Genomic DNA, 25103 nt, shown 5'->3' on the forward strand with positions numbered 1-25103 from the left:
CACCTAAGTTTGGTGTAAGAAGTGAGTTCAAACCGTCGTTATGTCGAAAAGCGGTAACTGAATAGAAGGTTTTGCTCCCGGCCTCAAAGGCCTAAAGTACTCGCTATTGTTATAGAAATTTTCATCTTGTTCTTCGTACCACCCTGGTACACCTAGCAAAGGAATAGGTTTTAGTAGCGGAGATTTGTTGAACGCATCAAGCTCAGTGATACGTTTCACCAATGATTTGTCTACCTCTTGGCGTTGTTGCCATTTATTCATATTACTAAACCCTTTAGGCACACTCACTGCCAACCACTTCCCCGTAAGCCCGATAAAAGGCGAAAGCATCATTTCAAGGTTTGCATGCCCGAAAATAAAGGGGGTTATGTGGGTTCCCCACTCGTGCCTATGGGTTAAAAAGCTATCCTGCCACTGATGTTGGGCTAACGTATTCAACAACATGTTTGATTTATTGGCATCCCCTTCTTCTAGCGCGAGTACCACGCCGCATTCATCAAAATGCGTAATGCGGTTTCGTCGCTCGGTTCTTGGGTGTGTGCCATGGTGAGCAATATCTTGCATGTGCATGGTGTTCAATAATGCTTTTGTACTGGGAAATTGTATCCAGATAAGAGCATTGAACAAATCATGCCAGCTATTTTCACGAGTGGGGACACTGTTGTCGCTCGCGATTATTTCTTCATAGTAACGGCTGTGGTTTGGGTCACTTTGCTTATCAAGTTCCCCTTGCGCTACAAACATAGGGCCCTGCCATTGGGGCTGAAACGCTTCACGTAAAAGATTAAGCCTTGCAGCACTAGGAAAGTCAGTGTCGTCTAATAACATGAATTCATTCAACAGCGTATGTACTGGTAAAGACGCATTATCTTGAATATGGTGTTTACACCAAGGAGTAACAGGTATTGGCATACTTAATATTGGTTCATCTTAAGGTTTTCTCTATACTGGGCGATATTGTAGAGCAAACAGAGACTAACAATGAAAAAAATGTTTTTGCCCTTGCTGGTAACTGCCGTATCAGCGGTAAGTGCTTGCAGCCCCAATAACGCGCCTGACGACGCGCTTGATAACGACACTGCGCAATCCGAAACGCAAAACCAAACAAAAGAAATTGCTTCGAACTTCGACTCAGTTTACGCCAGCATTTCAGATGCAGATATTCGCGAACCATTAAAAATACTGTCATCTGACGAATTTGAAGGCCGCTTGCCCACCACCATCGGTGAAACAAAAACGCTGGATTATCTCACCCGAGAGTTTGAAAAAGCAGGGTTATCACCGGGGAACGGCGATAGCTACCTTCAGAAAGTGGCGTTAATGGAAATTACCGCTAGCCCTGAAATGACCATGACGATTGGCGACAATAGCTTTGTGTATAAAGAAGACATGGTTGCTTCATCTAAACGCGAGCAAGAAACCGTATCACTTGAGAATTCAGAACTGGTATTTGTTGGCTACGGTGTTAACGCACCTGAATACGACTGGAACGATTATGAAGGCTTAGATGTTACCGGCAAAACTGTGGTGATTTTGGTAAACGATCCAGGTTTTGAGAACCCCGAAAGTGGGAAGTTCCAAGGCACGACTATGACCTACTATGGCCGCTGGAGCTACAAGTATGAAGAAGCTAGCCGTCAAGGCGCTGCAGGTGCGTTAATTGTTCATGAGACTGCCCCAGCCTCTTACGGTTGGTCAGTAGTAGCGAATAGCTGGAGTGGCCCTCAGTATGGGTTAGTATCTAAAGACAAAGGTGCTAGCCGTGTTGCCATTGAAGGTTGGTTAACATTAAGCGCCGCTGAAAAAGTGTTCGCAGATGCAGGTTTTGACTTTCAAGAAGAAAAGAACCAAGCCAAGCTTGGGCCTTATCATAAAGCAATGGATATTAATGCATCGGTAACCGTGCAAAACACGTTTAAAAAATCTGAAAGTCACAATGTCATTGCCACACTACCTGGCTCAGAGCTACCAAACGAGCATGTTATTTACACCGCGCACTGGGATCATTTAGGAAAAGATGAAACCAAAGAAGGCGATAATATTTACAATGGTGCACACGATAACGCCACAGGAAGCGCTGCTATTTTGGCGATGGCTAAAGCCTACGCACACTTAGATATTTCGCCTAAGCGTTCTGTATCGTTTTTAATAGTAACGGCCGAAGAACAAGGTTTGTTGGGCAGTAAATACTACGCAGACAACGCCGTCATCCCACTGGAAGATACTGTGGCCAATATTAATATGGATGCCATGAACGTACTTGGAAAGACAAAGAACGTAGCCGTGGTAGGCATGGGCAAGTCAGACTTAGAAGATTACCTTAAAACTGCTGCCGATAAACAAGGTAGAACCATTACTCAGGAAGACCGCCCGGAAGCAGGTTATTACTATCGCTCTGACCACTTCAGCTTTGCGAAAAAAGGCGTGCCTGCACTTTATGCAGAAGGGGGTAACGAGCCTGCTGACGAGACAACTGCTAAATACCGTAAACGCATGAATGTGATTGTCACAGGCTGTTATCACCAAGTGTGTGACCAATACCGTGACGATTGGGATTTAAGCGGTATTGTACAAGATACCCAGCTATTGTTTGACGTTGGTTTTAACGTTGCGAATGCAGAGCAGTGGCCAGCCTGGAAAGAAACCAGCGAGTTTCAACGTAATAATTGAGTTTAGTCTCAGATAATACAAACATTTAAAAATAATAAGCCCTGTGGATACAGGGCTTTTTTATTGCTAAAACAACGCACGTTATATCGTGCTTCTTACATGAATAACCCTTTAAGCTCTTCAGCACCAAAGGTCGCTATTTCAAACGCGATCAAGATAATAATTATCCACTCTAAAAACGATGAATGTTTATGATTTAATTCTTCTGCCAACATCTCGAACAGCTCATGAATAACATTTAGCTTGTTTGAAAGCACATCTACCCTAGGGCGAATATCTAGATATCGGGCTGTGGCATTATAAGCATGCTCATATTCTGGGTATTCCCAAAAGAACTCTGGTGTATCAAGTAACCCATAATGCAAAAAGATGTCGCTCTTTGTACTAAACAAATGCCCACGAATCTTTGCCAATGCGGGTCGACGTAATGTTATCTTGCCCGTTTCGGCCAACGCTTTCGGCAAATACGCATAGCGAGTAATGGTGTCTTGCGCTTTATGCTCGTATTCATTGAGCTTAATTGACTGGGCTAACCCATGGCTGATTGATAGCCGAAGTAATGGATCGTCAATCGATAAGGTAATTAAGTCCCGTTGTAGCCTAAGCACATCGCTTGTAAACGCAAACTGTAGATGCTCTTGGTGAATACCAGACAATAATTTAGGGCTCACCTGTAACCTATTTAACAAGGCAACACGCTCTTCTTCTACCACGCCCCAAAAAACCACCACGCCATACTCGAAAAGCCAAGCTTCACCGCCGGTCACTTCAATGTGCATGGCATCACGATAGCGCGAACCCTGAACACTTGCGTCCATTTGAAGGCTATCTACATCAGGAATAACATATACCGAAACTCGGTCGTTTGAAAATTGCATACCCTTTACCAGGTGTTGAAAAAACCGGCAGATTATGCGCTCAAACAAGGTAAAGAGATACAAATATAAATCATTTAAAATCAGTAGCTTATAAAATACATTTTGATATGGATATAGTGAGAAAAAATCGCATTCTGCCTACTATTTGTACGACCTATTTTCTGTTGCACCTAATAACAGCGAAACTTTCACCTAAGAACCGTGAGTTTTGGAATAACAATTTCCATTTTCTCATCATATTGTACTTGCAATTTCCTGTCAGACTGGCACATTCAAGGCATGCGAAAGCGCGATTAAAAAAAACAACAATACCTTCGCCAACTCGTTCGCGAGTACCCGACAGAAAAAACCTCAATTATTTTTCAACAAGTGAACAGAGAGAATCCGTTTTATGTGTGGTATTTTCGGTATCCTTGATATCAAAACCGATGTGTCTGAACTCAGAACCCAAGCCCTCGAATTAACAAAATTATTGCGCCACCGTGGCCCTGACTGGTCGGGAATCTGGAATAATGACAATACCATTCTTTGTCACGAAAGATTGGCTATTGTTGATGTGGACACCGGCGCTCAGCCGCTTATCAGCCAAAATGGCAAACAAGTTTTAGCCGTAAATGGCGAAATTTATAATCATAAGCAACTCGCTGATGATTTAGCAGAACCTTATCCGTTTAAAACTCGCTCAGATTGCGAAGTTATTCTTCCGCTTTTTCAACAAAAAGGTGTGAGCTTTGTTGATGAATTAGAAGGCATGTTCTCATTTGTTCTTTATGACGACGAACAAGATGCTTATTTAATTGCTCGCGACCATATGGGTATTATTCCTCTATACACAGGTTACGATGAGCACGGCAACTTCTACGTTGCTTCAGAAATGAAAGCGTTGGCACCTATTTGTAAAACCATCAGCGAATTTCCTCCAGGTCATTACCTGTGGAGTAAAGACGGTCAAATCACGAAGTACTACAAACGTGATTGGATGGAGTACGATGCAGTAAAAGACAACACCACTAACCTTGACGATTTACGTGTAGCGTTTGAAAAATCAGTGAAGTCTCACATGATGTCAGACGTACCATACGCAGTATTATTATCAGGCGGTTTGGACTCATCATTAGTCTCTGCAATTGCAGCTAAGTACGTTGCAAAACGTGTAGAAGACGAAGATAAAACAGAAGCATGGTGGCCTCGCCTGCATAGCTTCGCGGTAGGCCTTGAAGGTGCACCAGATTTGAAAGCTGCTAAAAAAGTGGCTGATATGATTGGTACTGTACACCACGAAATTCACTTCACTATTCAAGAAGGGCTTGATGCCATTCGTGACGTGATTTTCCACCTAGAAACCTACGATACCACTACCATTCGTGCGGCAACGCCAATGTACCTAATGACCCGTAAGATTAAAGCTATGGGTATTAAGATGGTATTGTCTGGTGAAGGTGCTGATGAAATTTTTGGTGGGTACTTATACTTCCACAAAGCGCCAAATGCGAAAGAGTTCCACGAAGAAACGGTACGTAAACTAGATCGTCTTCACTTGTTCGATTGTGCTCGTGCGAACAAGGCAACTTCAGCATGGGGTGTTGAAGCCCGTGTTCCATTCCTAGATAAAAACTTTATCGACGTGGCTATGCGCTTAAACCCACAAGATAAAATGTGTCTTGATGGTAAAATGGAAAAATGGATTTTACGTAAAGCGTTCGACAACGGCGATACTCTGCCTGCCGAAGTGCTATGGCGTCAAAAAGAACAGTTCGGTGATGGCGTAGGCTATTCTTGGATTGATTCTATCCGTGATTTCGTTGAGAACGAAGTATCTGACCAACAATTTGCTTCTGCTGAGTTCCGCTTCCCAGTGAACACACCAGATACCAAAGAAGGTTACTACTACCGTACTATCTTCGAAGGTTACTTCCCGCAAGAAAGCGCGGCCCGTTGTGTACCTAGTGGCAAATCTATTGCCTGTAGTACGGTTGAAGCGCTTGAGTGGGATGAAAGCTTTAAGAACAATGCCGATCCTTCAGGTCGTTCAATGAAAGACGTGCATTCAGGTGCCTCTGACTAGTTCTAGTCACCTGAACTTTTAAATAAAAAACGCGGCTCTTGCCGCGTTTTTTTTATGAGTTCTATGTATGTTATATAAGGGCTGTAGATAAAGTCTAGAGCGAATTGTAAGCCCTACTTTACTGTTCAATTACGTACCAAAGCCGCTCGTCGGCTAACGGTGTTTCAGGCGGTAATAAGGGGTTATCAAGCGTATAGATTCGTCTGTTTTTGATGTCTAACTGCTCTAAAATGGCTTCATTAGAAGATTTAAATAACGCTTCAAAAGAGCCGTCCTCAATTGCACGATTTAATCCTGTTTCAATTAGCCGTGCTAACGTTGGGTTACTCTTATTAACGAAGTAGTACATGGCAGTTGGGTAATAAACTGCCATATCAGGCTCTAATTTAAGTGATGCCGATCGCCCTTCAAGTTCAGCTGATACCTCGATAACCGAGCGAGGAAAGAAATCCCCTTTGTTTTGAAGCAATAACGAATAGGCATCTTTAAAGTTAGGGACTGTAGCAACATTAAAGCCGTTGGCTTGCAGTATTTTAGTGTCTGGCCATTCTTCACCTTGTAATGGTGTGAAGTTCATTAATTCACTTTTTGATGAAACCCGGGCAAACTCCGCTTCCCTGTCTACATTGATAACAAATACCCGCAGGCCAATAAGTCCTTTCGCAATGGGAATTCGAATAGGGAGAAGATCTTTTTCACGTTGGCTGTCCGTCATGCTCCACACCACGTTCACTTCACGATTTTCACGCAGTTGACGCAATGCCTTTGAAGACAAAAGAATGCGATCTGATGGCAATAACTCGTAATTTACACCCGTTTTATCAAGGGCAAGTTTAAGCAAGGCAATGGGGTATTCGGCGCGAGCGTCAGAGTCATCTAGCGGTTTAGGGTAGTTAATTGTCCACAATGCCGCGGCACTTTGTGTTGCTACAAGCAACGAACACAAAAGCAGTGCCGTTTTTACATACTTCAACGCCATTATCGAACTCCTTTGCTCACGCTTATGTAATTTATTCTATACCAATATATTTATGTGTTTGTAAGGATAGTCGCCAATTACGGGCTATGCAGGTTTGTACTGCAAGTTCGGTCGCCCGTGGTTGCTGACTTATCGGCTGTAAACAAACCTGCTTACCTGCTAACGAAGAGACATCGGCTAGCAGCGCATCTAACTCATCAATGTGTTTTTGCATGGCAATAGGGTGTTTAATCTCATTCGCACGCTCAAGGGCGCTTAACAAAACCGGCATCCCTCCTTTCATATTGATTTTAGGCGAGACCGTCACGTAAGTCCTATCATCACATAACACTTCATACGTGCCACTCGTTTCTATTTGCGTGGAAAAGCCGCTGTCATGTAACAGAGTGGTAAGCGGGCGCAAATCATACATGCATGGCTCACCACCGGTGATAACCACATGCTTTGCCACATAACCTTGTTCAGAAAACAGCGACAACAATTTGTTTTCATCGATTTCAAAAAAATGCTCAGACTCATTAGTCTTATCAATAACCTGTTGTGCCGTGGTTACTAAAGCGTTGTCCAGCGTCCAGGTATGTTTGGTATCACACCACGGGCAACCCACAGGACATCCTTGTAAGCGAACAAAGATAGACGGGATACCGGTATGTGCCCCTTCTCCTTGGATGGTTTCGAACATTTCATTGATGTTCAGCGTGATTAATTTCGACAAAATGTCACCCTTTAACGATTGTATGTTTCGATTTTACCAAGGATCACATAAAATTCGGGCATAATTTCTCAAAACTTTAAAACTATGTCAGAAAACGTTGTTGTTATCTATTCAGGTGGAATGGACTCATTCACAGTTTTACACAAGGCCTTACGTGATGGTAAGACCGTTCACGCCCTTTCTTTTGATTATGGTCAGCGCCATAAAAAAGAACTGGATTATGCGGCAGCGGTGTGTAAATCGTTAAACGTGCCTCACAAAATTGTGGATATTAGCGCTATTAATAGCTTAATAGGTGGCTCATCGCTAACCTCTGATATCGATGTACCAGAAGGGCATTACGAAGAGCCCAGCATGAAGCAGACCGTAGTGCCTAATCGTAATATGATTTTACTGTCGTTAGCGGTGGGTTATGCCGTAAGTTTAGAAGCAAACGAAGTGTATTATGGTGCTCATTCGGGCGATCATGCTATTTACCCAGACTGTCGCCCTGAGTTTGTGGAAAAAATGAGTGATGTTTGTCGCATTGCTAACTACACCCCTGTTGAGATCGTAACGCCCTATATTAAAGACAGTAAAACGGCAATATTAACCGATGGCTTAAAAATGGGCTTAGACTACGGCGAAACATGGACGTGCTACAACGGAAGAGAGAAAGCGTGTGGTAAATGCGGTGCCTGTGAAGAGCGCTTAGAAGCTTTCAGAGAAAATCACTGTACTGATCCACTTAGCTACGAATAATCGGTTTGGCGCCTACTCAGGCGCCTTTTAGCTTAGTCACTGCCATACGGAATGAGTGGCTTATAGCCACCGAAATAAAAGCGCTACACCCGAGTGCACCACCAATCCCTTCTAGCAACGGCAGTAGCACCATAAAAATAATGGCAAAGCATAACGATGAAATTGTGAGCAAGTAATACGAAAACCGATGCGGTGCGCTCATACCTACAAAACTTCCCCCGAAAAATACGGTGGCCCAAAATTCAGCGGTTTCTGATGAACGACTTTCGCTCATTAGCACGTTCTCGATAAGTAGCACTGAAAAGTAAAATAAAATTGTGAGTAAACTGGACGCTCGAATTACATTAAACTTTGGCAGCTTCGCTAATCGGTAGGTGGTGAATGCACCGGCAAGGGTAATTAAAATAACTAATAACGCCGTCAAAACAACGCCCTTAAAAGAATAAGGCTACTGACTGCGGTAAATGCAATAGCCCCTAGCCGACCACCAAAACCTTCGAATATATTGCGCGTAAGGGTATATACCCCAGCCCCTACAACAGAAATAAATACTAACGCTTCCCACCCAGTAATAATGGCACTTGAACACATACCTGCGAAGGCACCAGCATAAATAGCAGCTTGAGGATGATTGCCGTACTTTTTAGGCCAATGCCAAAAACTGCCGACCAAACCAGTAAAGGCGGCAGCCAATACCACGGGTACATCAAAATGATGATGCAGTGAAAAGCACAAATACGTTCCGAAAAAGAACGACACTAATTTAACTAGAAAGAAAATAAACCATTCCTTTTGGGTGAAACGAAAAACGCCCTGTTTTCACAAGGCGTTTTCATACAGTATTTGATTTTCGCGTACCCAACCTACTTTTGACTTTCGCCTATAAAGTAAGTGAGTTCCTTAATGCAGTGCCGTAACACTGGATTTAATCGCGTGTTTTTACCATTCATTACAAACAAATCATGGCTAAAGTTATACAAGCTGCCATTAGCAATAGGCACTAATCCTAGCGCTGCGCCCTGCTCTTTGGCCATATAGTCTGGCAATAAGCCAATATACTCGCCCGTCATAATAGCTGACATTGCGGCATCGAAAGAGTCTGAGAAAGTTTGAATAGCAAGGCGAGACTCATTATCAATGTAGTTTGCCGATGATAAACCAGAAATACCAATGGCCGGATAATCTTCAATTTTTATATTTTCAGGTAACGCAGTATCACGATACTTCGCTAACGGGTGTGTAGGTGAACAATACAAACGCCCATCTGTGGTGATCCCGATAGGATGAAAAGTCACAGATTCAGGTTTTACCATATCGTAGGTAGATACCACCAAATGACATTCGCCGGATAAGGCAACATGCTCTACTTCATTGTATAAACGGGTTTGGATATTAACGTGAATATCATCAAACTTTTTCATGGTGCTTTTAACCGCTTTACTCACGGCTAAATGCATTGAAAGCGGCAGGCCAGCCATAAGCACTAGCGTAATGTGACCTGAGTAGTCATCGTGTAATGATTTCAAATTGAACACAAAATTATCGAAGGCATTGAAAATACGCTTGGTTTCTTGAAAAACCACTTCGCCCTCTTTTGTCATTTGAAAGCCACCACGACCCCGGTGGCATAATACTAAATCGAGACGTTCTTCAAGTTTCTTAATTGCAGCACTGATATTAGGACGTTGCATACGCAGCACGGGTTCTGCAGCAGTAAAACCATTACAACTTGCTACTGCATAAAACACGCGTAACAACTTAATATCCGACTCTTGAAGACGATTCAGCATAAAGGCACCATTATAGGTATAGTTATAGATACTTAAGTATCAACTATATGCAACTGGCGCCCCGATTACAACGACAATTTAAGGCGAATTTCTGCAATAAACAAACTGTTATAAACGACTGAAACAAAATTGCTGAGATTGTTTTGTCATCAAGAACGTTTAATTGGTTTATTAAGACAGTGCAACAACCTGTTTTCGGAGTGCTTCCACATCATCTCTTAACGAGGCCGCCTTCTCGAATTCAAGCTCTCTGGCATATTCAAACATCTGCTTTTCAAGCTCGGAAATTTGCTCCATTAACTCTGTCGCACTTGCTGCTTTCTTCTGTTTCTTCTTCTCTTCTACTTTGCGAAGCCTTACTTTGCCGGAGGCAGGATGAGCACCTTCGCCCAAATCCATAATATCGGTAATCGGCTTATTCAAACGCATCGGCGTTATATTATTGGCTTTGTTGTACTCAACCTGTTTTTCACGGCGGCGTTCAGTTTCATCCATGGCTTTTTTCATAGACTTTGTGATTTTATCGCCATATAAAATGGCGCGCCCGTTAATATGACGTGCGGCTCGACCTATGGTTTGAATAAGTGAGCGTTCGGCTCGTAAAAAGCCTTCTTTATCGGCATCTAAAATCGCCACCAGAGAAACTTCAGGCATATCGAGGCCTTCACGAAGTAGGTTAATGCCCACCAGCACATCGAACTTACCAATACGCAAGTCGCGAATAATCTCAATGCGTTCTACCGTGTCGATATCAGAATGCAAATACCGTACTTTAACGCCATGCTCATTTAAGTATTCACTTAAATCTTCGGCCATACGCTTAGTGAGTGTAGTAATAAGTACCCTTTCATCAAGCGCTACTCGCTTGTGAATTTCCGATAATACGTCATCCACTTGGGTAGCGACGGGGCGCACTTCAATGATGGGATCTAATAACCCTGTTGGGCGCACCACTTGCTCTACAATATCACCATGGGTCTTTTTAAGTTCGTACTCACCGGGAGTGGCCGATACGTATACCGTTTGTGGGCAAATTTGCTCAAATTCTTCGAATTTAAGTGGACGGTTATCTAGTGCTGATGGTAAACGGAACCCATATTCCACCAAGGTTTCCTTTCTAGAGCGATCCCCTTTATACATGGCACCAATTTGAGAAACCGTTACGTGGGATTCATCAATGAACATAAGGCCATCAGCAGGAAAGTAATCTAATAAGGTTGGGGGCGGCTCACCAGGTGCGCGACCCGATAGATAACGTGAGTAGTTTTCTATGCCCGAGCAATAACCAAGCTCCATCATCATCTCAATATCAAATTGAGTACGCTGAGAAATTCGCTGCTCTTCGATTAACTTATTAATTTCTAGCAGCTGCGCCTTTCGAGACTTCAATTCTCCTTTTATATGCTCAATGGCATCAAGGATTTTTTCTCTTGGGGTAACATAGTGAGTTTTCGGAAAAACCGTTGCACGCACAACTGTTTTGTCGACTGCGCCTGTTAGCGGATCGAACAAACTAATTTTATCTATCTCATCGTCAAATAGCTCAACACGCACTGCTTGCTTTTCTGAGTCTGCAGGGAAGATATCAATCACGTCACCACGTACGCGAAATGTACCCCGTTCGAAGGCTAAATCGTTGCGTTTGTATTGAAGCTCGGCAAGTCTGCGCAAAATATCGCGCTGATCCATGGTATCGCCCTGTCGCAAATGCAAAAGCATTTTCATATACGACTCGGGATCACCCAAACCATAAATAGCAGACACACTGGCGACAATCACAACATCTCGGCGCTCCATCAATGCTTTTGTGGCAGACAAACGCATTTGCTCGATGTGATCGTTTATCGAAGCATCTTTCTCTATAAAAGTATCAGTACTAGGTACGTATGCTTCAGGCTGATAGTAGTCGTAATAAGAAACAAAGTACTCAACGGCATTGTTAGGGAAAAAATCTTTCATTTCCCCGTATAACTGTGCCGCCAAGGTTTTGTTATGCGCCATAATCAGCGTTGGCCTTTGAACTTCACTAATAACATTCGCCATGGTAAAAGTTTTACCCGAACCGGTAACCCCTAACAGGGTTTGCGCTGCTAGGCCACTTTCTAACCCATCAACCAGGGTTTCTATGGCAGCAGGTTGATCGCCGGCTGGCTTGTAGCTTGAATGAAGTTCAAAACCTTTACTCATTAATCAAATACCTTATTTACCTTGCCACCTAGGTAGCATGTTGTTCCTGTTTAAATATCGAGAGCGAATTTTTGAATACGACAAAAGACACGGTCGCCATGGCAATGTTTGCCACTACCGTTCCCCAGTACAATCCTGTTAAACCGAAAAAGTAGCTTCCCGCAATACTTATTGGCACAAAAAATACAAACAATCTGATAACACTCAAAGCCAATGCGCTCAAGGGGCGGTGCATCGCGTTTAACGAAGAGTTCGTTAAAATAATAAGCCCCTGCATGCCATAACCTAAGGGCACTATCATCAAAAACAATTGAATGAGGCGGCTAACCTCGGGTTCACTGGTAAAGGCTACGGCAATCCAGCCAGAACACACCCACATAACAACGAATACGAATAACTGCCAAAAAAGCACAAATTTTAACGACACCATATAAGCGCTATGCACTCTATCGAATCTATTTGCACCAACGTTTTGGCTAATAAACGGTGGTAATGTCATAGAAAGTGCAAGTACCACTATACTGGCAATAGACTCCATTCTGCTCCCTACTCCCCACGCCGCCACAGCTTCTGCCCCATAACCGGCCACCACCGCGGTCATTACACCACCGGCTATTGGCGTAAGCATATTAGCCCCAGCGGCTGGCAGGCCTATTTTTAAAACGTCCCCGCTAATTGCTTTTAGCTCTATTATTGAGAGCAACCGAGGCAGAATTAGATTTCGTTTAACCGCCAATAAATAAAGTATCCACGCAGCGCCCACCATCCACGCTAATAGCGTAGCCAGCGCAGCGCCTTGAATGCCCATTGCGGGAACCGGACCTGCGCCAAAAATAAATAAAGGGTCGAGAAGTGCATTTAAACCACCTACGGTTGCCATCACAATACTCGGGGTTCGGGTGTCGCCACATGCTCTTAATACGCTGTTACCCACCATTGGTAGCGACAGAAAAATACTCGATGCGTACCACAAGGCCATATAGTCCCTTATATAAGGTAACAACGTTGGCGAGGCGTTCAGCAATGTAAATATGGGTTCAATGGTGAAGTAACCAATTAACGCCAACGTACCCACCAATAAGGTAGAAAGCATTAGTGAGCCTGTCGCGTAATTCTTTGACTCACTTAATTCGCCACTGCCCTGCAGTTTGCCAATGATAGCCGACGTGCCAATGCCTAACCCAATATTTAAACTAATAACGGTGAAGGTGACAGGAAAGGTAAAACTAATGGCAGCCAGAGGTTCTGTACCTAACAAACTGACAAAGAAGGTATCGATTAACCCGAAGCTCATCATCATGACCATGCCCAATATCATAGGTATTGTCATGCGTTTTAGGGTAGCAGGGATATCACCGTTTAAAAGATTCGCGGCTCGGCTCGGGGACTCGTCTGTTTTCACAAACCCTCTCAATAGTTGATTGGTAGAAATAACTGGCGCTAATAAATAAGTGGCTATCGTAAATAACTAAACTTGCCTTACAACAAGAAGCTGACGCTAGTCTATGTGAGACTGACTACATTGGCTATGTTAAATCGACCAAGGTAAGTTTGAGCTAGGTCAAGTGTCGGTTGTCACAACTAATCATCTTATAAAATTAATACTAATGACTAATTTACACGTTTTAAGTGTACATTGGCGAAGATGTCGCTGAACACGCTTTTTTAATAGCTAACGCTTGAAGGCTTATCAACTTAGTTTATGAAATAAGCCAATTTAGTGTAATGACAATTTCATTACGGCTAGATTGCGCTTTTAAGACAGTCTATCGGTCGATTAACACTAAGTTGCCGTAGAAGCTACACCACACAAAATGTAAAATTTATGTAAACCTTTCATTTCTTACTGTTATATCGTTGAAAAAGTAACTGATAGTCGACGAATTAACACACAAGATATTTTTTGTCCAACAGATCTATTAAGATCTTAACTAGAGATCTAGCATAAACAAGTAAATCATTGATATAATTCTGTTTTTAGTAAAAACAGGTTAGTGGAGCTTACGATCATGACCACGATGATCTTACCAATTTATCCTCAAGTTAATAACTATCAACATAGTTATCCACAGAATTAGTGGATAAGTAGCTCTACCCCAGCAATTACGCCCTATGCTGGGTAACCCCTTCCTAATTATGTAAGTGAAGACTAACCTTGAGATACTAAGCCGTAGGTTACATATTTATTAAACACTGTACACAATACCAGTATACAAAACATTTTTTATTCTATTTTATTATATAGGTTTCGTATTTTGCTACTCCAAAAAACGAGTCGCTGTTCGTTAATATTCACTCCTTCGATAATACAGTTAAATACGGCGATACGAATACTCGCTCAGTAATTAAGCATCACTTTCTTGGTTTTGGTGCAAATTTGAGCACAAAACCCCTGAAAAGCTATTTTTTGACCACTTAGCATAAAAAATTGATTAAGGTTGTTGACAGAAACCCAGATGCTCTTTAATATTCCGCCCCGTTGAAAAGCAGGTCCCCTTTAGCTCAGTTGGTTAGAGCGACGGACTGTTAATCCGCAGGTCCCCCGTTCGAATCGGGGAAGGGGAGCCAACTTTTCATCGACAACTTTAAGTGCAATTCCCCCTTAGCTCAGTTGGTTAGAGCGACGGACTGTTAATCCGCAGGTCCCCCGTTCGAATCGGGGAGGGGGAGCCACTTGGTTGGCTCATTACCGCTTTATACTCCTTCTATTATCTCATACGTTTTTTTCTTCCCGAAATAGCTTATATATTCATTAAATAACCCTAATTCAATCAAGTTGTTAATCTGCGCCTAAAAAGCGATAATAGACAAATTATTCCTGTTTCAATTTCGAGTACGGCCATTATGCCGAGACTCAACTAATTCCTCGTAGGAATTGCGATTTTCATGACTGAATTTTTATTACTATTAATTGGTACCGTATTAGTTAATAACTTCGTGCTGGTGAAGTTTCTTGGCTTATGCCCTTTTATGGGTGTGTCGAGCAAACTCGAAACCGCCATGGGCATGTCTATGGCCACCACGTTTGTGTTAACGCTAGCCTCGGCCACAAGCTACTTAGTAGAGACTTATCTACTTGCGCCCTTAGGTATTGGCTACTTACGAACATTGGCGTTTATTTTAGTGATTGCTGTTGTGGTTCAGTTCACCGAGATGGTGGTGCATAAAACCAGCCCTACCCTTTACCGCTTATTAGGTATTTTCCTTCCTCTTATTACCACCAATTGCGCTGTGCTTGGTGTTGCTTTGCTGAACCTTACCGAGCAGCATAACTTCATGGAAAGCCTTATTTATGGCTTTGGGGCGGCTGTGGGGTTTTCCTTAGTGCTTGTTCTATTTGCGGCCATGCGAGAACGTTTAGCTGCTGCCGATGTGCCTGTTTCATTTAAAGGGGCATCGATTGCAATGATAACGGCGGGTCTTATGTCATTGGCATTTATGGGCTTTAGCGGTTTGGTGAAAGTATAATGACCATGACATACGCCATCATCGCATTAGGCGCGCTTGCGCTTCTCTTCGGTTTAATTTTAGGTTATGCCAGTATTCGATTTAAGGTGGAAGGCGACCCATTGGTTGATCAAATCGATGAAATATTGCCCCAAACTCAATGTGGACAATGTGGCTACCCTGGTTGCAAACCCTATGCAGAAGCCATTGCTAATGGTGATGAAATTAATAAATGCCCCCCAGGTGGTGAGTCGACCATAAAAAAACTTGCCGATTTGATGGGGGTAGAGCCAAAACCTCTCGATGCGGCTCACGGCGAAGAAGATACGAAAAAAGTCGCCTTCATTCGAGAAGACGAATGTATTGGTTGTACCAAGTGTATTCAAGCATGCCCCGTTGACGCCATATTAGGTGCAGCAAAGCATATGCATACAGTGATTGTCGAAGAATGTACGGGCTGCGATTTATGTGTAGATCCCTGCCCAGTAGACTGTATCGATATGGTGCCTGTTACACCAACCACAGCAACATGGAAGTGGGATTTTTCCTCATCACCTAAAGGTGACATTCCAATTAAAATGGTGTCGTAAGCGTTGAACTACCCAGATTTTGATAACATTATTGAACGCCTAAATTCAGGGAAACTCTTTTCGTTCCCAGGCGGCGTGCACCCTGATGATAAAAAGAGACTGTCGAACAAGGCCGCTATTGTGCAGCCAACAATGCCAGATCTGCTTACATTGCCCATACGTCAACATGTAGGTTCAGAAGGTATATGCTGCGTTAATGTAGGTGACTATGTTTATAAAGGCCAAGCGCTATCTAATGCTACAACACCCTATGCTGTGCCAGTGCATGCGCCCACCTCGGGGCATATCGTTGCTATAGCACCTCACGTGGTTGCTCATCCTAGTGGTCTTACGGAAATGTGCGTTAGCATTAAGCCCGATGATAAAGATACGTGGGGCGAGCTATCACCTTTAGCTGATTATACTGCGGTAGATAAAAATACGATTGTAGATGCCATCTGCCAAGCCGGCATTTCTGGCATGGGAGGCGCAGGCTTTCCTACCCATATTAAAACCGCCACCAGTAAGCCCGTTGAGTTTTTAGTGCTAAACGGCGTTGAGTGCGAACCTTACATTACTGCAGATGATCGCCTTATGCGCGAACACGCGTGGCAGATTCGCCAAGGCTTAGACATTTTAGCGCATATCATTGAGCCTAAAGCGATTGTTATTGCTGTTGAAGATAACAAGCCAGAAGCAATTCAAGCACTTAACATTGCCTGCCAAGATAAAGACGCCTATCGGGTAGTGCCCATTGAAACAAAATACCCTGCTGGCGGTGAGAAACAATTAATTCAAGTTATCACAGGCCGCGAAGTACCCCGTAATGGTCTACCGGCAGACATTGGCGTCATGATGTTTAACGTTGGGACCTGCTTTGCCATTGCCGACGCTATTTTACACGGCAAGCCACTTATTGAACGTATTGTCACAGTAACCGGCGATGCCGTTGCTAAGCCTGCCAATTTTCGTACGTTACTTGGCACACCGGTAAAGCACTTGCTCGACGAAGCTAATTACCAAGTTAAAAAGCAAACGTCTCCAAAAGTGATTATGGGTGGCCCCATGATGGGCTTTGCCTTAGCAGATGCCACCATACCCGTGGTAAAAACCACAAACTGCTTGTTAGTACCTAGTAAAAAAGAATTAGTAGACGATAACGCCGAACGCCCGTGTATTCGTTGTAGTGCGTGTGCTGACGCATGCCCTGCCTCGTTGTTACCACAACAAATGTTTTGGCACGCGAAAGCGAAAGAGTACGACAAAGCTGAAGAGTATGACCTTTTCGACTGTATTGAATGCGGCGCGTGCGCTTATGTATGCCCTAGCGAAATACCTTTGGTGCATTATTATCGCCAAGCTAAATCAGAAATTCGATTACAACGAGACGAAAAGAACAAAGCAGAAAAAGCGAAACAACGTTTTGAAGCACGAAATGAGCGCCTAGAACGAGAAAAAGAAGAGCGTGAAGCGAAACACCGCCGCGCTAAAGAAGCACGACTCGCCGCGAAGAGTAATGCTAATAGCGGATCTACATCGACGGCTCCTTCCACAGAGCAAAATAGCTCTAAAGATAAAGTCGCGGCTGCATTAGCCCGAGCCAAAGCGAAAAAAGCCGCCCTCCAGAGCGCTAATTCTGACGAAACAAGCGTGGCTGACGCAAAACCTGCATCCCCAAGTACCACAGCTAGCGCAGGTACTTCCGCAAGCTCACCTGCTGATGATAAAAAAGCCCAGGTAGCCGCCGCCATAGCACGAGCTAAGGCGAAAAAGGCTCAGAAGCTTAGCGAATCAACAGCTGATGCACCTAAAGCTGATGCAGATTTGCCTGAATCTCAAACGACAGCGCATGTAGAACAACACGCCCCTGAACGCCCAATTGACACCAAAAGCGAAAATACAAATACGCCTGCCGACGATAAGAAAGCACAAGTTGCCGCTGCTATAGCGCGAGCAAAAGCGAAAAAAGCAGCTCGTCAACTACAAGGTGAAAGCAGCGCCGAAGTAGTTGCAAACGAATCACCACTAAGTCAGCCAAAAGAAGACGGTTCTGACACAGCTTCATCAACGCAGTCGCAAGATGAGAAAAAAGCCCGGGTAGCCGCAGCAATTGCTAAAGCAAAAGCTAAAAAAGCAGAATTACAAAAACAGCAGAAGCGTGGCGATTTAGAAACACCTAAAATAGCCTCAACAGATGCTGAAGCTACTATTGAGCCCAAGGCTGACCTTATCAATACACAAAGCGAAAAGCCGCTTGATAAGCCAAGCAGTAGCGCTGACAGGGTTGAAAAAGAAGCAAACAGCGAAGCCACTACCAACGCTGATGACAAGAAAGCCCGAATAGCCGCGGCGGTAGCTAAGGCAAAAGCGAAAAAGCGTTTAGCTGAATCTCAGAAAACACAAGCAGACGATGTGGCCACTGCTAATCAAAATGTTGAGGCTGAGCAACAAAAGGTAACAGAGAACGCAGAGCCATCTGCACCTACCCACGAGGCCAAGCAAAGCGCTCCACAGTCAGTAACATCTGAAGAGGCAAACAGTCCTGCCCTTGAGAAAAAGCGCCGTATTGCCGCAGCGGTCGCTAAGGCTAAAGCTAAAAAAGCAGCTGCAGAAAGTGAGAACAATCAATCATGAAGTTAACCTTATCTAGTTCTCCCTATCAAAGAGTGAAGCGCGATACTGGCCAAGTTATGCGCTTAGTCATTTACGCCATGGTGCCAGGAATTATTGCCCAAACCGTATTTTTTGGATGGGGTACACTCATTCAAGCCTTTTTAGCAGTGGCCAGTGCACTGGTTTTTGAAGGGGTTATTTTATGGTTACGTAAACGCCCTATCGAGCGTACGTTAACCGACTACTCTGCCATACTAACCGGCCTGCTAATTGCCATCAGCATTCCCCCAACCCTGCCATGGTGGATGACAATTACAGGCGTATTTTTCGCCATTGCGGTCGCCAAACAAGTGTACGGAGGTTTAGGGTTTAACATTTTCAATCCAGCGATGATTGGTTATGTAGTGCTATTAATCTCATTCCCTGCGGCCATGAGTTTATGGTTGCCACCCCAGCACCTAGCAAGCTTAACACCTAGCTTTTTAGACTCTGCAGCACTTATATTTACCGACTTTTCTACCACCGGCTACGATGTTACCCAGTTGCGTACTGTGGCTGGCGGGGTTGCAGACGGAGTAACAATGGCCACACCGCTCGACACGTTGAAGACTGATTTAACCTTGGGCATTACTTACTCAGAATCATTGCTTAGACCTATTTTTTCCACTGGGCTATTTCAATCTGCCGGTGCAGGCTGGGGATGGGTAAGCTTAAGTTATCTACTTGGCGGCCTGTGGCTTGTGCGATTAAAAGTGATTAGCTGGCACATTCCAGGCAGCATGCTGGCGTCTGTAGCGGCGTTTTCATTATTGCTATATATGGTTGATGCCGATCATTATGCATCGCCGCTTTTTCATTTAATTAATGGCGCAGTGATAGTAGGTGCATTCTTTATTGCCACCGACCCGGTATCAGCTTCTACCACCCCCAAAGGGCGTATTATCTATGGCGCAGCCATTGGCTTTTGGGTGGTTATCATTCGAGTTTTTGGCGGTTACCCAGACGCCATTGCTTTTGCAGTCATTATTATGAACATGGTAGTGCCGCTGATTGATTACTATACCCGCCCCCGCACATACGGGCATCAGGTTACCAAAAAAGCAAGGCGAGTAGAGTAAATGGTAAAAGAGACGCTAATAAAAAATGGTTTGATGTTAAGCGCGTTTGCGATAGTAGGTACTGCGCTCATCGCCCTTACCTACAACGGTACGGCCGATCGCATTGCACAGCAACAAAAGCAAAAATTGCTTAGCATATTAAATGAAGTGGTGCCGCATGAGTTACATGACAATGAGCTCTATGCCGATTGCACTTCAGTAGTAAGTTCGAATTTAGGTACGCAAGAGCCTCATACGGCCTATCGTGCACGGATAAACGGCGAACCGGCAGCCTTAGCCATTGAAGCTACAGCACCAGACGGTTATAGCGGTGATATTGCGCTAGTCATTGGCGTAGATACGCAAATGAATGTGCTAGGTGTTCGCGTGTTGGAACACAAAGAAACCCCAGGGTTGGGTGATAAAATTGAATTGGCAATCAGCGACTGGATAACCTCATTCACCGGAAAACACTTCTCGGTAAGTGCCCTACCAGTATGGCAAGTGAAGAAAGACGGCGGCGAGTTCGATCAATTCACTGGCGCTACAATAACGCCACGAGCAGTAGTGAGTGCTGTGAAAAATGCACTCCTGTATGTGCAAGACAATCAACAAACCTTATTTTCTGCCCCTAACTTGTGCGGTATTGAAAATGACCTATTACCAACTAATGAGGTGTTAAGCGAATGACAGATTATCGCGACCTTACCCTCCAAGGTATTTGGAAGAACAACCCTGCGCTAGTTCAACTTCTCGGCCTATGCCCGTTGCTAGCGGTTACTGCCACCTTCATCAATGGATTAGGATTAGGCTTAGCCACTACCCTTGTATTAATTGGCAGCAACGTCACCGTTTCATTGGTGCGAAATATCGTTCGTAACGAAATTCGAATTCCCGTATTTGTTATGATTATTGCCGCCTTCGTGACGATAGTACAGCTGCTCATGAACGCCTTTACCTACGAGTTATACCTTGCGTTGGGTATCTTCATCCCGTTAATTGTTACCAACTGCGCCATCATCGGTAGAGCGGAAGCCTTTGCCTCTAAAAACAGTGCTGGCGCATCAGCCTACGATGGCCTAGTGATGGGCTTAGGATTCACCTTCGTACTTGTAGTGCTTGGTGGTATGCGCGAAATTTTAGGGAATGGAACTTTGTTCGTGGGTGCCGACAGACTATTTGGAAGCATTGCGAGTAATTGGACACTCACCTTATTTGAAACCGACTCCCCTTTCTTATTGGCCATATTGCCACCCGGTGCGTTTTTAGGCATGGGACTTCTAATTGCCTTTAAGAACATGATTGATGCTCGAATTGCTGCCCGGGAGACCACAGTAAAAGAAAAGGCCACTCGCGCACGGGTTACCGCTGAAGCATAACGAAATCTAAGTGGCTAGTAGCTAGCGGCTAGTGAAAAAGAAAATCACCAAGCCCGAGTGGAAAAAGAATAAGCGAAGTAAACATGAATAATACAAAAAGACGTGAAATCTTAACCCGACTTCGGGATGCTAACCCTCACCCTACCACTGAGCTTAACTTCTCCACGCCCTTTGAGTTGTTGGTCGCGGTCACCTTGTCAGCGCAATCAACCGATGTAGGCGTAAACAAAGCCACAGATAAATTATTTCCAATTGCGAATACCGCACAGGCTATATCTGCGCTTGGTGAAGATGGGCTAAAAGAATATATAAAAACCATTGGCTTGTTCAACTCCAAAGCCAAAAACGTGCATCGATTAAGCGAAATCTTAGTTGAAAAGTACGATGGCGAAGTACCCGAAAGCCGCGAAGCCTTAGAAGCCCTCCCTGGCGTTGGCCGTAAAACAGCTAACGTAGTACTTAATACCGCATTTGGCTGGCCTACGATTGCTGTAGACACCCATATTTACCGCGTAAGCAACCGCACTAAACTTGCTATGGGTAAAGATGTGGTTGCGGTTGAGCAAAAACTCGAAAAAGTGATCCCAAAAGAATTTAAAGTCGATGTACATCACTGGCTCATTTTACATGGTCGCTATACCTGTGTTGCCCGAAAACCTAAATGTGGTAGCTGTATCATTGAAGACTTGTGTGAGTTTAAGGATAAAACTGATTAGCTACACCACTGATTGATTATTTATATTACTTACGCTCTAGTACACTTCTCCTCTAGCTCAGAAAATTTGGAAATTTTGGACGAAATTGACGTGATTATACTTACAAACTTTCCATACTGGAAAGCTATGCTTTGCCAATATTGAAAGTGTGTATTATATTACTTTCCACATTGGAAAGTTAATAAGAGAACATCGCGATATGAAAGATAATGAAAAAAACGTTTCGATAAACGAAATTAAGTCATCGTTAAAGGCTATCGAAAAAACAGAACAAGACACAATCAAGACGCTAAGAATGCCAATTTGGCTAAACATTTTTATATCCGGTTCATATGGTATGGGAGTGTTTTCCTGGGCTTCTACCCGACACGACAATCTGTGGATGTTGGGTGTTATTATTTCTTCTGTAGTTTTCTTTTTTGCTGTTGCAATTTACATGTACAGCAAGCGGCTTGTCGGTATAAAGCCGAAAGTATTACCGACTCACAAGTCAGAACTCAAATTTGGTTTCACTATAGCTATCTTTTTTGGCTTGGTTGTGGTGCTCTCCAGAGAGCTCTCTATACGTGAATTATGGTGGGTAGCTTATCTTGGCGGAGCTATTGGCTCGATTTCTCTCGGCTATTTGCTTTATTTTTTCCCTACAGGTAATTATCGAGCAGGTAAAAGCAACCATGTATAAGGCAGAGTTTGATCATGTTATCCATGCGCCAAATCGATTGCAGATTTGTTCGATTCTCAGTATCACGGCAGAGATAGAGTTTAAGGTTTTGAGGGAAGAATTAGATCTCAGCGAATCTGCACTTTCTAAACATTTAAAAACGTTAGTCCAAGCAAATTATGTCTGCTTGAGTAAACGAACTGATTTCGGAAGACAACGCACATGGTTATCTCTCACAAAAGAAGGGCAACGAGCCTATTTAAATCATGTAAGTGCCCTGAAGGCCATCGTTAAAGGCCTATAACGTTGCATGGCGCAGTATTAATAAGGGTATTTAAACCAATGGCATCGCTTAAACTACATTGTTTTCATCACAAACACTCATGGGTTTTGTGGTTTGATATTTCGCTTTTTATTGGAACTATGTTTCTGGTGAGAAATATTTATTTTTCACAATTCAATTTTATAGCGAACGGCCTTTTGTGGTCTTTCTCGACACTGATAGTTGCCATGCTTTTAATGAAACTTAGAGGAATTACCTGGCGAGATATTGGTCTGCACAAAACCGAAAGTTTCAAAAAATCCTTGATAGCAACGATCTTTATTTTTGTGTTTACGGTTATTTCTATTCTGACATTTCAGTTACTTAAAGACAGCTTGGGTTTAAACCTATCACCTGATCACTCTCACCAACAGGCAAGCTCAAAATTTGGTGATCTGTCTGGTAACTGGGGCTTGTTTATTATGATTCTTCCATTCATCTGGCTTCAGTCGATGTTAGAAGAGTTATTAGACCGCGGTTTTTTAATCAACTGGTTCGAAAAAGCATTATCAAGTACCTGGTTTGCAACCGCAACTGCCGTCTTACTTCAAGCACTTATTTTTGGATTTAGACACTCATATGATCTATCAGAGCGCTCCATCACTGTTGGTTTGATTGGTATTGCCATGGGAGTAGGCTATGTATGTTTTGGTAGAAACTTATGGCCTTTAATAGTTGCACATTGCATGTTAAATACCATGTCGATGTTAGATCGGGTTTAAAGGTATTAGATTAAATACGCTCTCGAAGCCAAGAGTCTTGTAGTGTCTATTTCGGTAGAGGCTGACCTTCATGCCTTAACATAGAAACATGATCTGTTTTCACTATCATTTGGCTGGCCTACCATCGCTGTAGACACCCATATTTACCGCGTAAGCAACCGCACTAAACTTGCTATGGGTAAAACCGTTGAGAAAGTGGAAGAGAAGCTACTAAAAGTAGTGCCAGCAGAATTTAAAGTGGATGTGCATCACTGGCTAATCCTGCACGGACGTTACACCTGCATTGCCCGCAAACCTCGTTGTGGAAGCTGCATTATTGAAGACTTGTGTGAATTTAAAGATAAAACTGAATATGCTGAGTAACTTAAACAAGGGGCTTAACCTGCTAGCGGCAGCTAACTAAGAGCTAGCTGCCGCCCTGCGAAGCGTTACTTGCCAAAAGCGTCTATCGCAATACTACCCGCCTGTTAGAAAATTCTCCGTCCGAATAGTGTTACTAGTCAACGCATTAGATTCCAATTAAACTCCTATCTAAAAGCAAAAGTCTGCACATCGTTGTAAGCCAATATAGAAATCATTAGGAATTATTTATCATCGTTTTATTGATTACTGCTGTTATTGTAGGATTGATGATTATTTTATCGACTAAGCGGCGTCGTATGCTATTGAGTCGATTAATCTTTGATTTTGTTAATCGTACAGAAGCTAAGTTAGCAAGATTGTATTGTGGCAGTCGCTCAATTGATGGGCTTGAGGTGTTCTATCATAGCAATACAAAACATTTCTCTAATGATAAGCCTGTACTGGTGCTCTTACACGGTTTCAGTGCTGATAAGTATGTGTGGAATCGTTTTGCCAAAAGATTCTCTTCTCAATATCACCTAGTTATTCCTGACCTTAAAGGCCATGGCCAAACTGCTTACCACCCCGATGATGATTATTCTGTTCCCAGCCAATGCCAGATGTTATTGGCACTATTAGATCAATTAAACATTAAGAACTTCAGCATAGTGGGTAATTCTATGGGCGGAATGATGGCGGCTAAACTATTTGATGAAATGCCTAAGCGAATTGAAAAAGCAGTATTGATCGACCCAGCAGGCGCTAAGTCACCATTTGCTCAGAATATGATAGACAATAAATTTAACCCTTTTGAACATGAAGTTGAACAGGATTTTTTTGAATTCTATGATTTAATCATGGCTAAACCACCATTTATCCCAAAGTTTATTTTGCGCGCACTCGCATGGGAATATATTAATAAGCGAGCGCAATATACCCACATGTTCCATCAATTTTTCAACTTGCGGGATTTTTACTCTCGTGATTACCAATTCGATTATCCTGAGTCGATGCTGATATGGGGGCTTAACGATAAGCTGTTACCGGTAGACGATTTTACCCACTGGAAATTGATGCTCAATTCAAACACACTTATTTATGAAGATCTTGGCCATATGCCTATGGTGGAAGATGTTAAACGTGTATCTAAAGATATTTTAAGCTTTTTAAATAAACATTAAATAAGCAATAAAAAGGTTAGTAAAAGATA

At 43.3% G+C, this 25103-nt stretch carries 23 protein-coding genes, 2 tRNA genes and 1 pseudogene; 17 read left to right on the forward strand and 9 right to left on the reverse strand.

All coding sequences use genetic code 11. The features are described 5' to 3' along the window. Window positions 1-27 precede the first annotated feature (27 nt). Entirely contained in the window at window positions 28-912 is an 885-nt protein-coding gene (locus tag AV939_RS09160; RefSeq protein ID WP_057793068.1) for a DUF3025 domain-containing protein, read from the reverse strand. Window positions 913-981: 69 nt separating this feature from the next. On the opposite strand from AV939_RS09160, the gene AV939_RS09165 reads away from it, so the two are divergent. Then, window positions 982-2670: a M28 family metallopeptidase gene (locus AV939_RS09165; RefSeq protein WP_063457191.1), complete on the forward strand. Its 1689-nt coding sequence runs from the start codon at window positions 982-984 to the stop codon at window positions 2668-2670. Between the two features lie 95 nt (window positions 2671-2765). Here the strand turns inward: AV939_RS09165 and AV939_RS09170 are convergent, their stop codons facing one another. Beyond that, a complete protein-coding gene (locus tag AV939_RS09170; protein WP_013784943.1) occupies window positions 2766-3548 on the reverse strand; it encodes an RMD1 family protein in 783 nt (260 codons plus the stop codon). 391 nt (window positions 3549-3939) lie between these two features. On the opposite strand from AV939_RS09170, the gene asnB reads away from it, so the two are divergent. Continuing rightward, window positions 3940-5613, forward strand: a complete 1674-nt coding sequence (asnB, locus tag AV939_RS09175) for an asparagine synthase B (RefSeq protein WP_057793070.1) — start codon at window positions 3940-3942, stop codon at window positions 5611-5613. A gap of 118 nt (window positions 5614-5731) precedes the next feature. On the opposite strand, the gene AV939_RS09180 is transcribed toward asnB, so the two are convergent. Both AV939_RS09180 and queE read right to left on the reverse strand, forming a co-directional pair. After that, window positions 5732-6592 carry a hypothetical protein gene (locus tag AV939_RS09180; protein WP_057793072.1) on the reverse strand — a complete coding sequence of 287 codons (861 nt, stop codon included), beginning with the start codon at window positions 6590-6592 and terminating at the stop codon, window positions 5732-5734. Between the two features lie 31 nt (window positions 6593-6623). Beyond that, on the reverse strand, window positions 6624-7274 hold the full coding sequence (gene queE / locus AV939_RS09185) for a 7-carboxy-7-deazaguanine synthase QueE (protein WP_057796275.1): 651 nt from the start codon (window positions 7272-7274) through the stop codon (window positions 6624-6626). 117 nt (window positions 7275-7391) lie between these two features. Between queE and queC the strand changes: the two genes are divergently transcribed. Next, window positions 7392-8048: a 7-cyano-7-deazaguanine synthase QueC gene (queC, locus tag AV939_RS09190; RefSeq protein ID WP_013784947.1), complete on the forward strand. Its 657-nt coding sequence runs from the start codon at window positions 7392-7394 to the stop codon at window positions 8046-8048. A gap of 16 nt (window positions 8049-8064) precedes the next feature. On the opposite strand, the gene AV939_RS09195 is transcribed toward queC, so the two are convergent. The 5 genes from AV939_RS09195 to AV939_RS09215 form a co-directional block, all read right to left on the reverse strand. Continuing rightward, the gene (locus AV939_RS09195) at window positions 8065-8472 is read right to left on the reverse strand and encodes a hypothetical protein (RefSeq protein ID WP_061997590.1); all 408 of its coding nucleotides are present in this window, start codon (window positions 8470-8472) and stop codon (window positions 8065-8067) included. Beyond that, window positions 8469-8807, reverse strand: a complete 339-nt coding sequence (locus tag AV939_RS09200) for a hypothetical protein (protein ID WP_231518478.1) — start codon at window positions 8805-8807, stop codon at window positions 8469-8471. The genes AV939_RS09195 and AV939_RS09200 overlap by 4 nt, the downstream gene beginning before the upstream one ends. A gap of 104 nt (window positions 8808-8911) precedes the next feature. Further along, complete coding sequence (locus tag AV939_RS09205; protein WP_057793076.1) at window positions 8912-9838, reverse strand: LysR family transcriptional regulator; 927 nt, start codon at window positions 9836-9838, stop codon at window positions 8912-8914. A gap of 171 nt (window positions 9839-10009) precedes the next feature. Beyond that, the gene (gene uvrB, locus AV939_RS09210) at window positions 10010-12025 is read right to left on the reverse strand and encodes an excinuclease ABC subunit UvrB (protein WP_057793078.1); all 2016 of its coding nucleotides are present in this window, start codon (window positions 12023-12025) and stop codon (window positions 10010-10012) included. Window positions 12026-12053: 28 nt separating this feature from the next. Further along, window positions 12054-13343 (reverse strand): MATE family efflux transporter, encoded by a 1290-nt coding sequence (locus AV939_RS09215; protein WP_082604948.1) that lies wholly within the window; start codon window positions 13341-13343, stop codon window positions 12054-12056. 1173 nt (window positions 13344-14516) lie between these two features. Between AV939_RS09215 and AV939_RS09220 the strand changes: the two genes are divergently transcribed. The 14 genes and pseudogenes from AV939_RS09220 (at window position 14517) to AV939_RS09285 (ending at window position 25074) form a co-directional block, all read left to right on the forward strand. Continuing rightward, window positions 14517-14593, forward strand: a tRNA-Asn gene (locus tag AV939_RS09220). Window positions 14594-14621: 28 nt separating this feature from the next. After that, window positions 14622-14698 (forward strand) — tRNA-Asn (locus AV939_RS09225). 213 nt (window positions 14699-14911) lie between these two features. Next, window positions 14912-15493 carry an electron transport complex subunit RsxA gene (rsxA, locus tag AV939_RS09230; protein ID WP_013784953.1) on the forward strand — a complete coding sequence of 194 codons (582 nt, stop codon included), beginning with the start codon at window positions 14912-14914 and terminating at the stop codon, window positions 15491-15493. Next, entirely contained in the window at window positions 15493-16062 is a 570-nt protein-coding gene (gene rsxB / locus AV939_RS09235; RefSeq protein ID WP_013784954.1) for an electron transport complex subunit RsxB, read from the forward strand. The genes rsxA and rsxB overlap by 1 nt, the downstream gene beginning before the upstream one ends. A 3-nt stretch (window positions 16063-16065) precedes the next feature. Then, a complete protein-coding gene (gene rsxC / locus AV939_RS09240) occupies window positions 16066-18675 on the forward strand; it encodes an electron transport complex subunit RsxC (protein WP_057793083.1) in 2610 nt (869 codons plus the stop codon). Then, window positions 18672-19772 carry an electron transport complex subunit RsxD gene (gene rsxD / locus AV939_RS09245; protein ID WP_057793085.1) on the forward strand — a complete coding sequence of 367 codons (1101 nt, stop codon included), beginning with the start codon at window positions 18672-18674 and terminating at the stop codon, window positions 19770-19772. Before rsxC ends, rsxD begins: the two co-directional genes overlap by 4 nt. After that, on the forward strand, window positions 19773-20441 hold the full coding sequence (gene rsxG, locus AV939_RS09250; RefSeq protein ID WP_057793087.1) for an electron transport complex subunit RsxG: 669 nt from the start codon (window positions 19773-19775) through the stop codon (window positions 20439-20441). It abuts the gene before it with no gap. Beyond that, the gene (locus tag AV939_RS09255; RefSeq protein WP_057793088.1) at window positions 20438-21130 is read left to right on the forward strand and encodes an electron transport complex subunit E; all 693 of its coding nucleotides are present in this window, start codon (window positions 20438-20440) and stop codon (window positions 21128-21130) included. The genes rsxG and AV939_RS09255 overlap by 4 nt, the downstream gene beginning before the upstream one ends. An 83-nt stretch (window positions 21131-21213) precedes the next feature. After that, window positions 21214-21846, forward strand: a complete 633-nt coding sequence (gene nth / locus AV939_RS09260) for an endonuclease III (RefSeq protein ID WP_057793091.1) — start codon at window positions 21214-21216, stop codon at window positions 21844-21846. A gap of 199 nt (window positions 21847-22045) precedes the next feature. Continuing rightward, window positions 22046-22528 (forward strand): hypothetical protein, encoded by a 483-nt coding sequence (locus tag AV939_RS09265; protein ID WP_061093582.1) that lies wholly within the window; start codon window positions 22046-22048, stop codon window positions 22526-22528. Next, complete coding sequence (locus tag AV939_RS09270) at window positions 22521-22811, forward strand: transcriptional regulator (protein ID WP_057793095.1); 291 nt, start codon at window positions 22521-22523, stop codon at window positions 22809-22811. The genes AV939_RS09265 and AV939_RS09270 overlap by 8 nt, the downstream gene beginning before the upstream one ends. Window positions 22812-22849: 38 nt before the next feature. Beyond that, window positions 22850-23551, forward strand: a complete 702-nt coding sequence (locus tag AV939_RS09275; protein ID WP_057793097.1) for a CPBP family intramembrane glutamic endopeptidase — start codon at window positions 22850-22852, stop codon at window positions 23549-23551. A 105-nt stretch (window positions 23552-23656) separates the two neighbouring features. Then, window positions 23657-23914 (forward strand): annotated as a pseudogene (locus AV939_RS09280) (endonuclease III); the annotation flags it as partial. A gap of 266 nt (window positions 23915-24180) precedes the next feature. Further along, window positions 24181-25074 carry an alpha/beta fold hydrolase gene (locus tag AV939_RS09285; protein ID WP_057793099.1) on the forward strand — a complete coding sequence of 298 codons (894 nt, stop codon included), beginning with the start codon at window positions 24181-24183 and terminating at the stop codon, window positions 25072-25074. Window positions 25075-25103 lie beyond the last annotated feature (29 nt).

The organism is Alteromonas sp. Mac1 (genome assembly GCF_001562125.1).
GTDB classification, from domain to species: domain Bacteria; phylum Pseudomonadota; class Gammaproteobacteria; order Enterobacterales; family Alteromonadaceae; genus Alteromonas; species Alteromonas stellipolaris.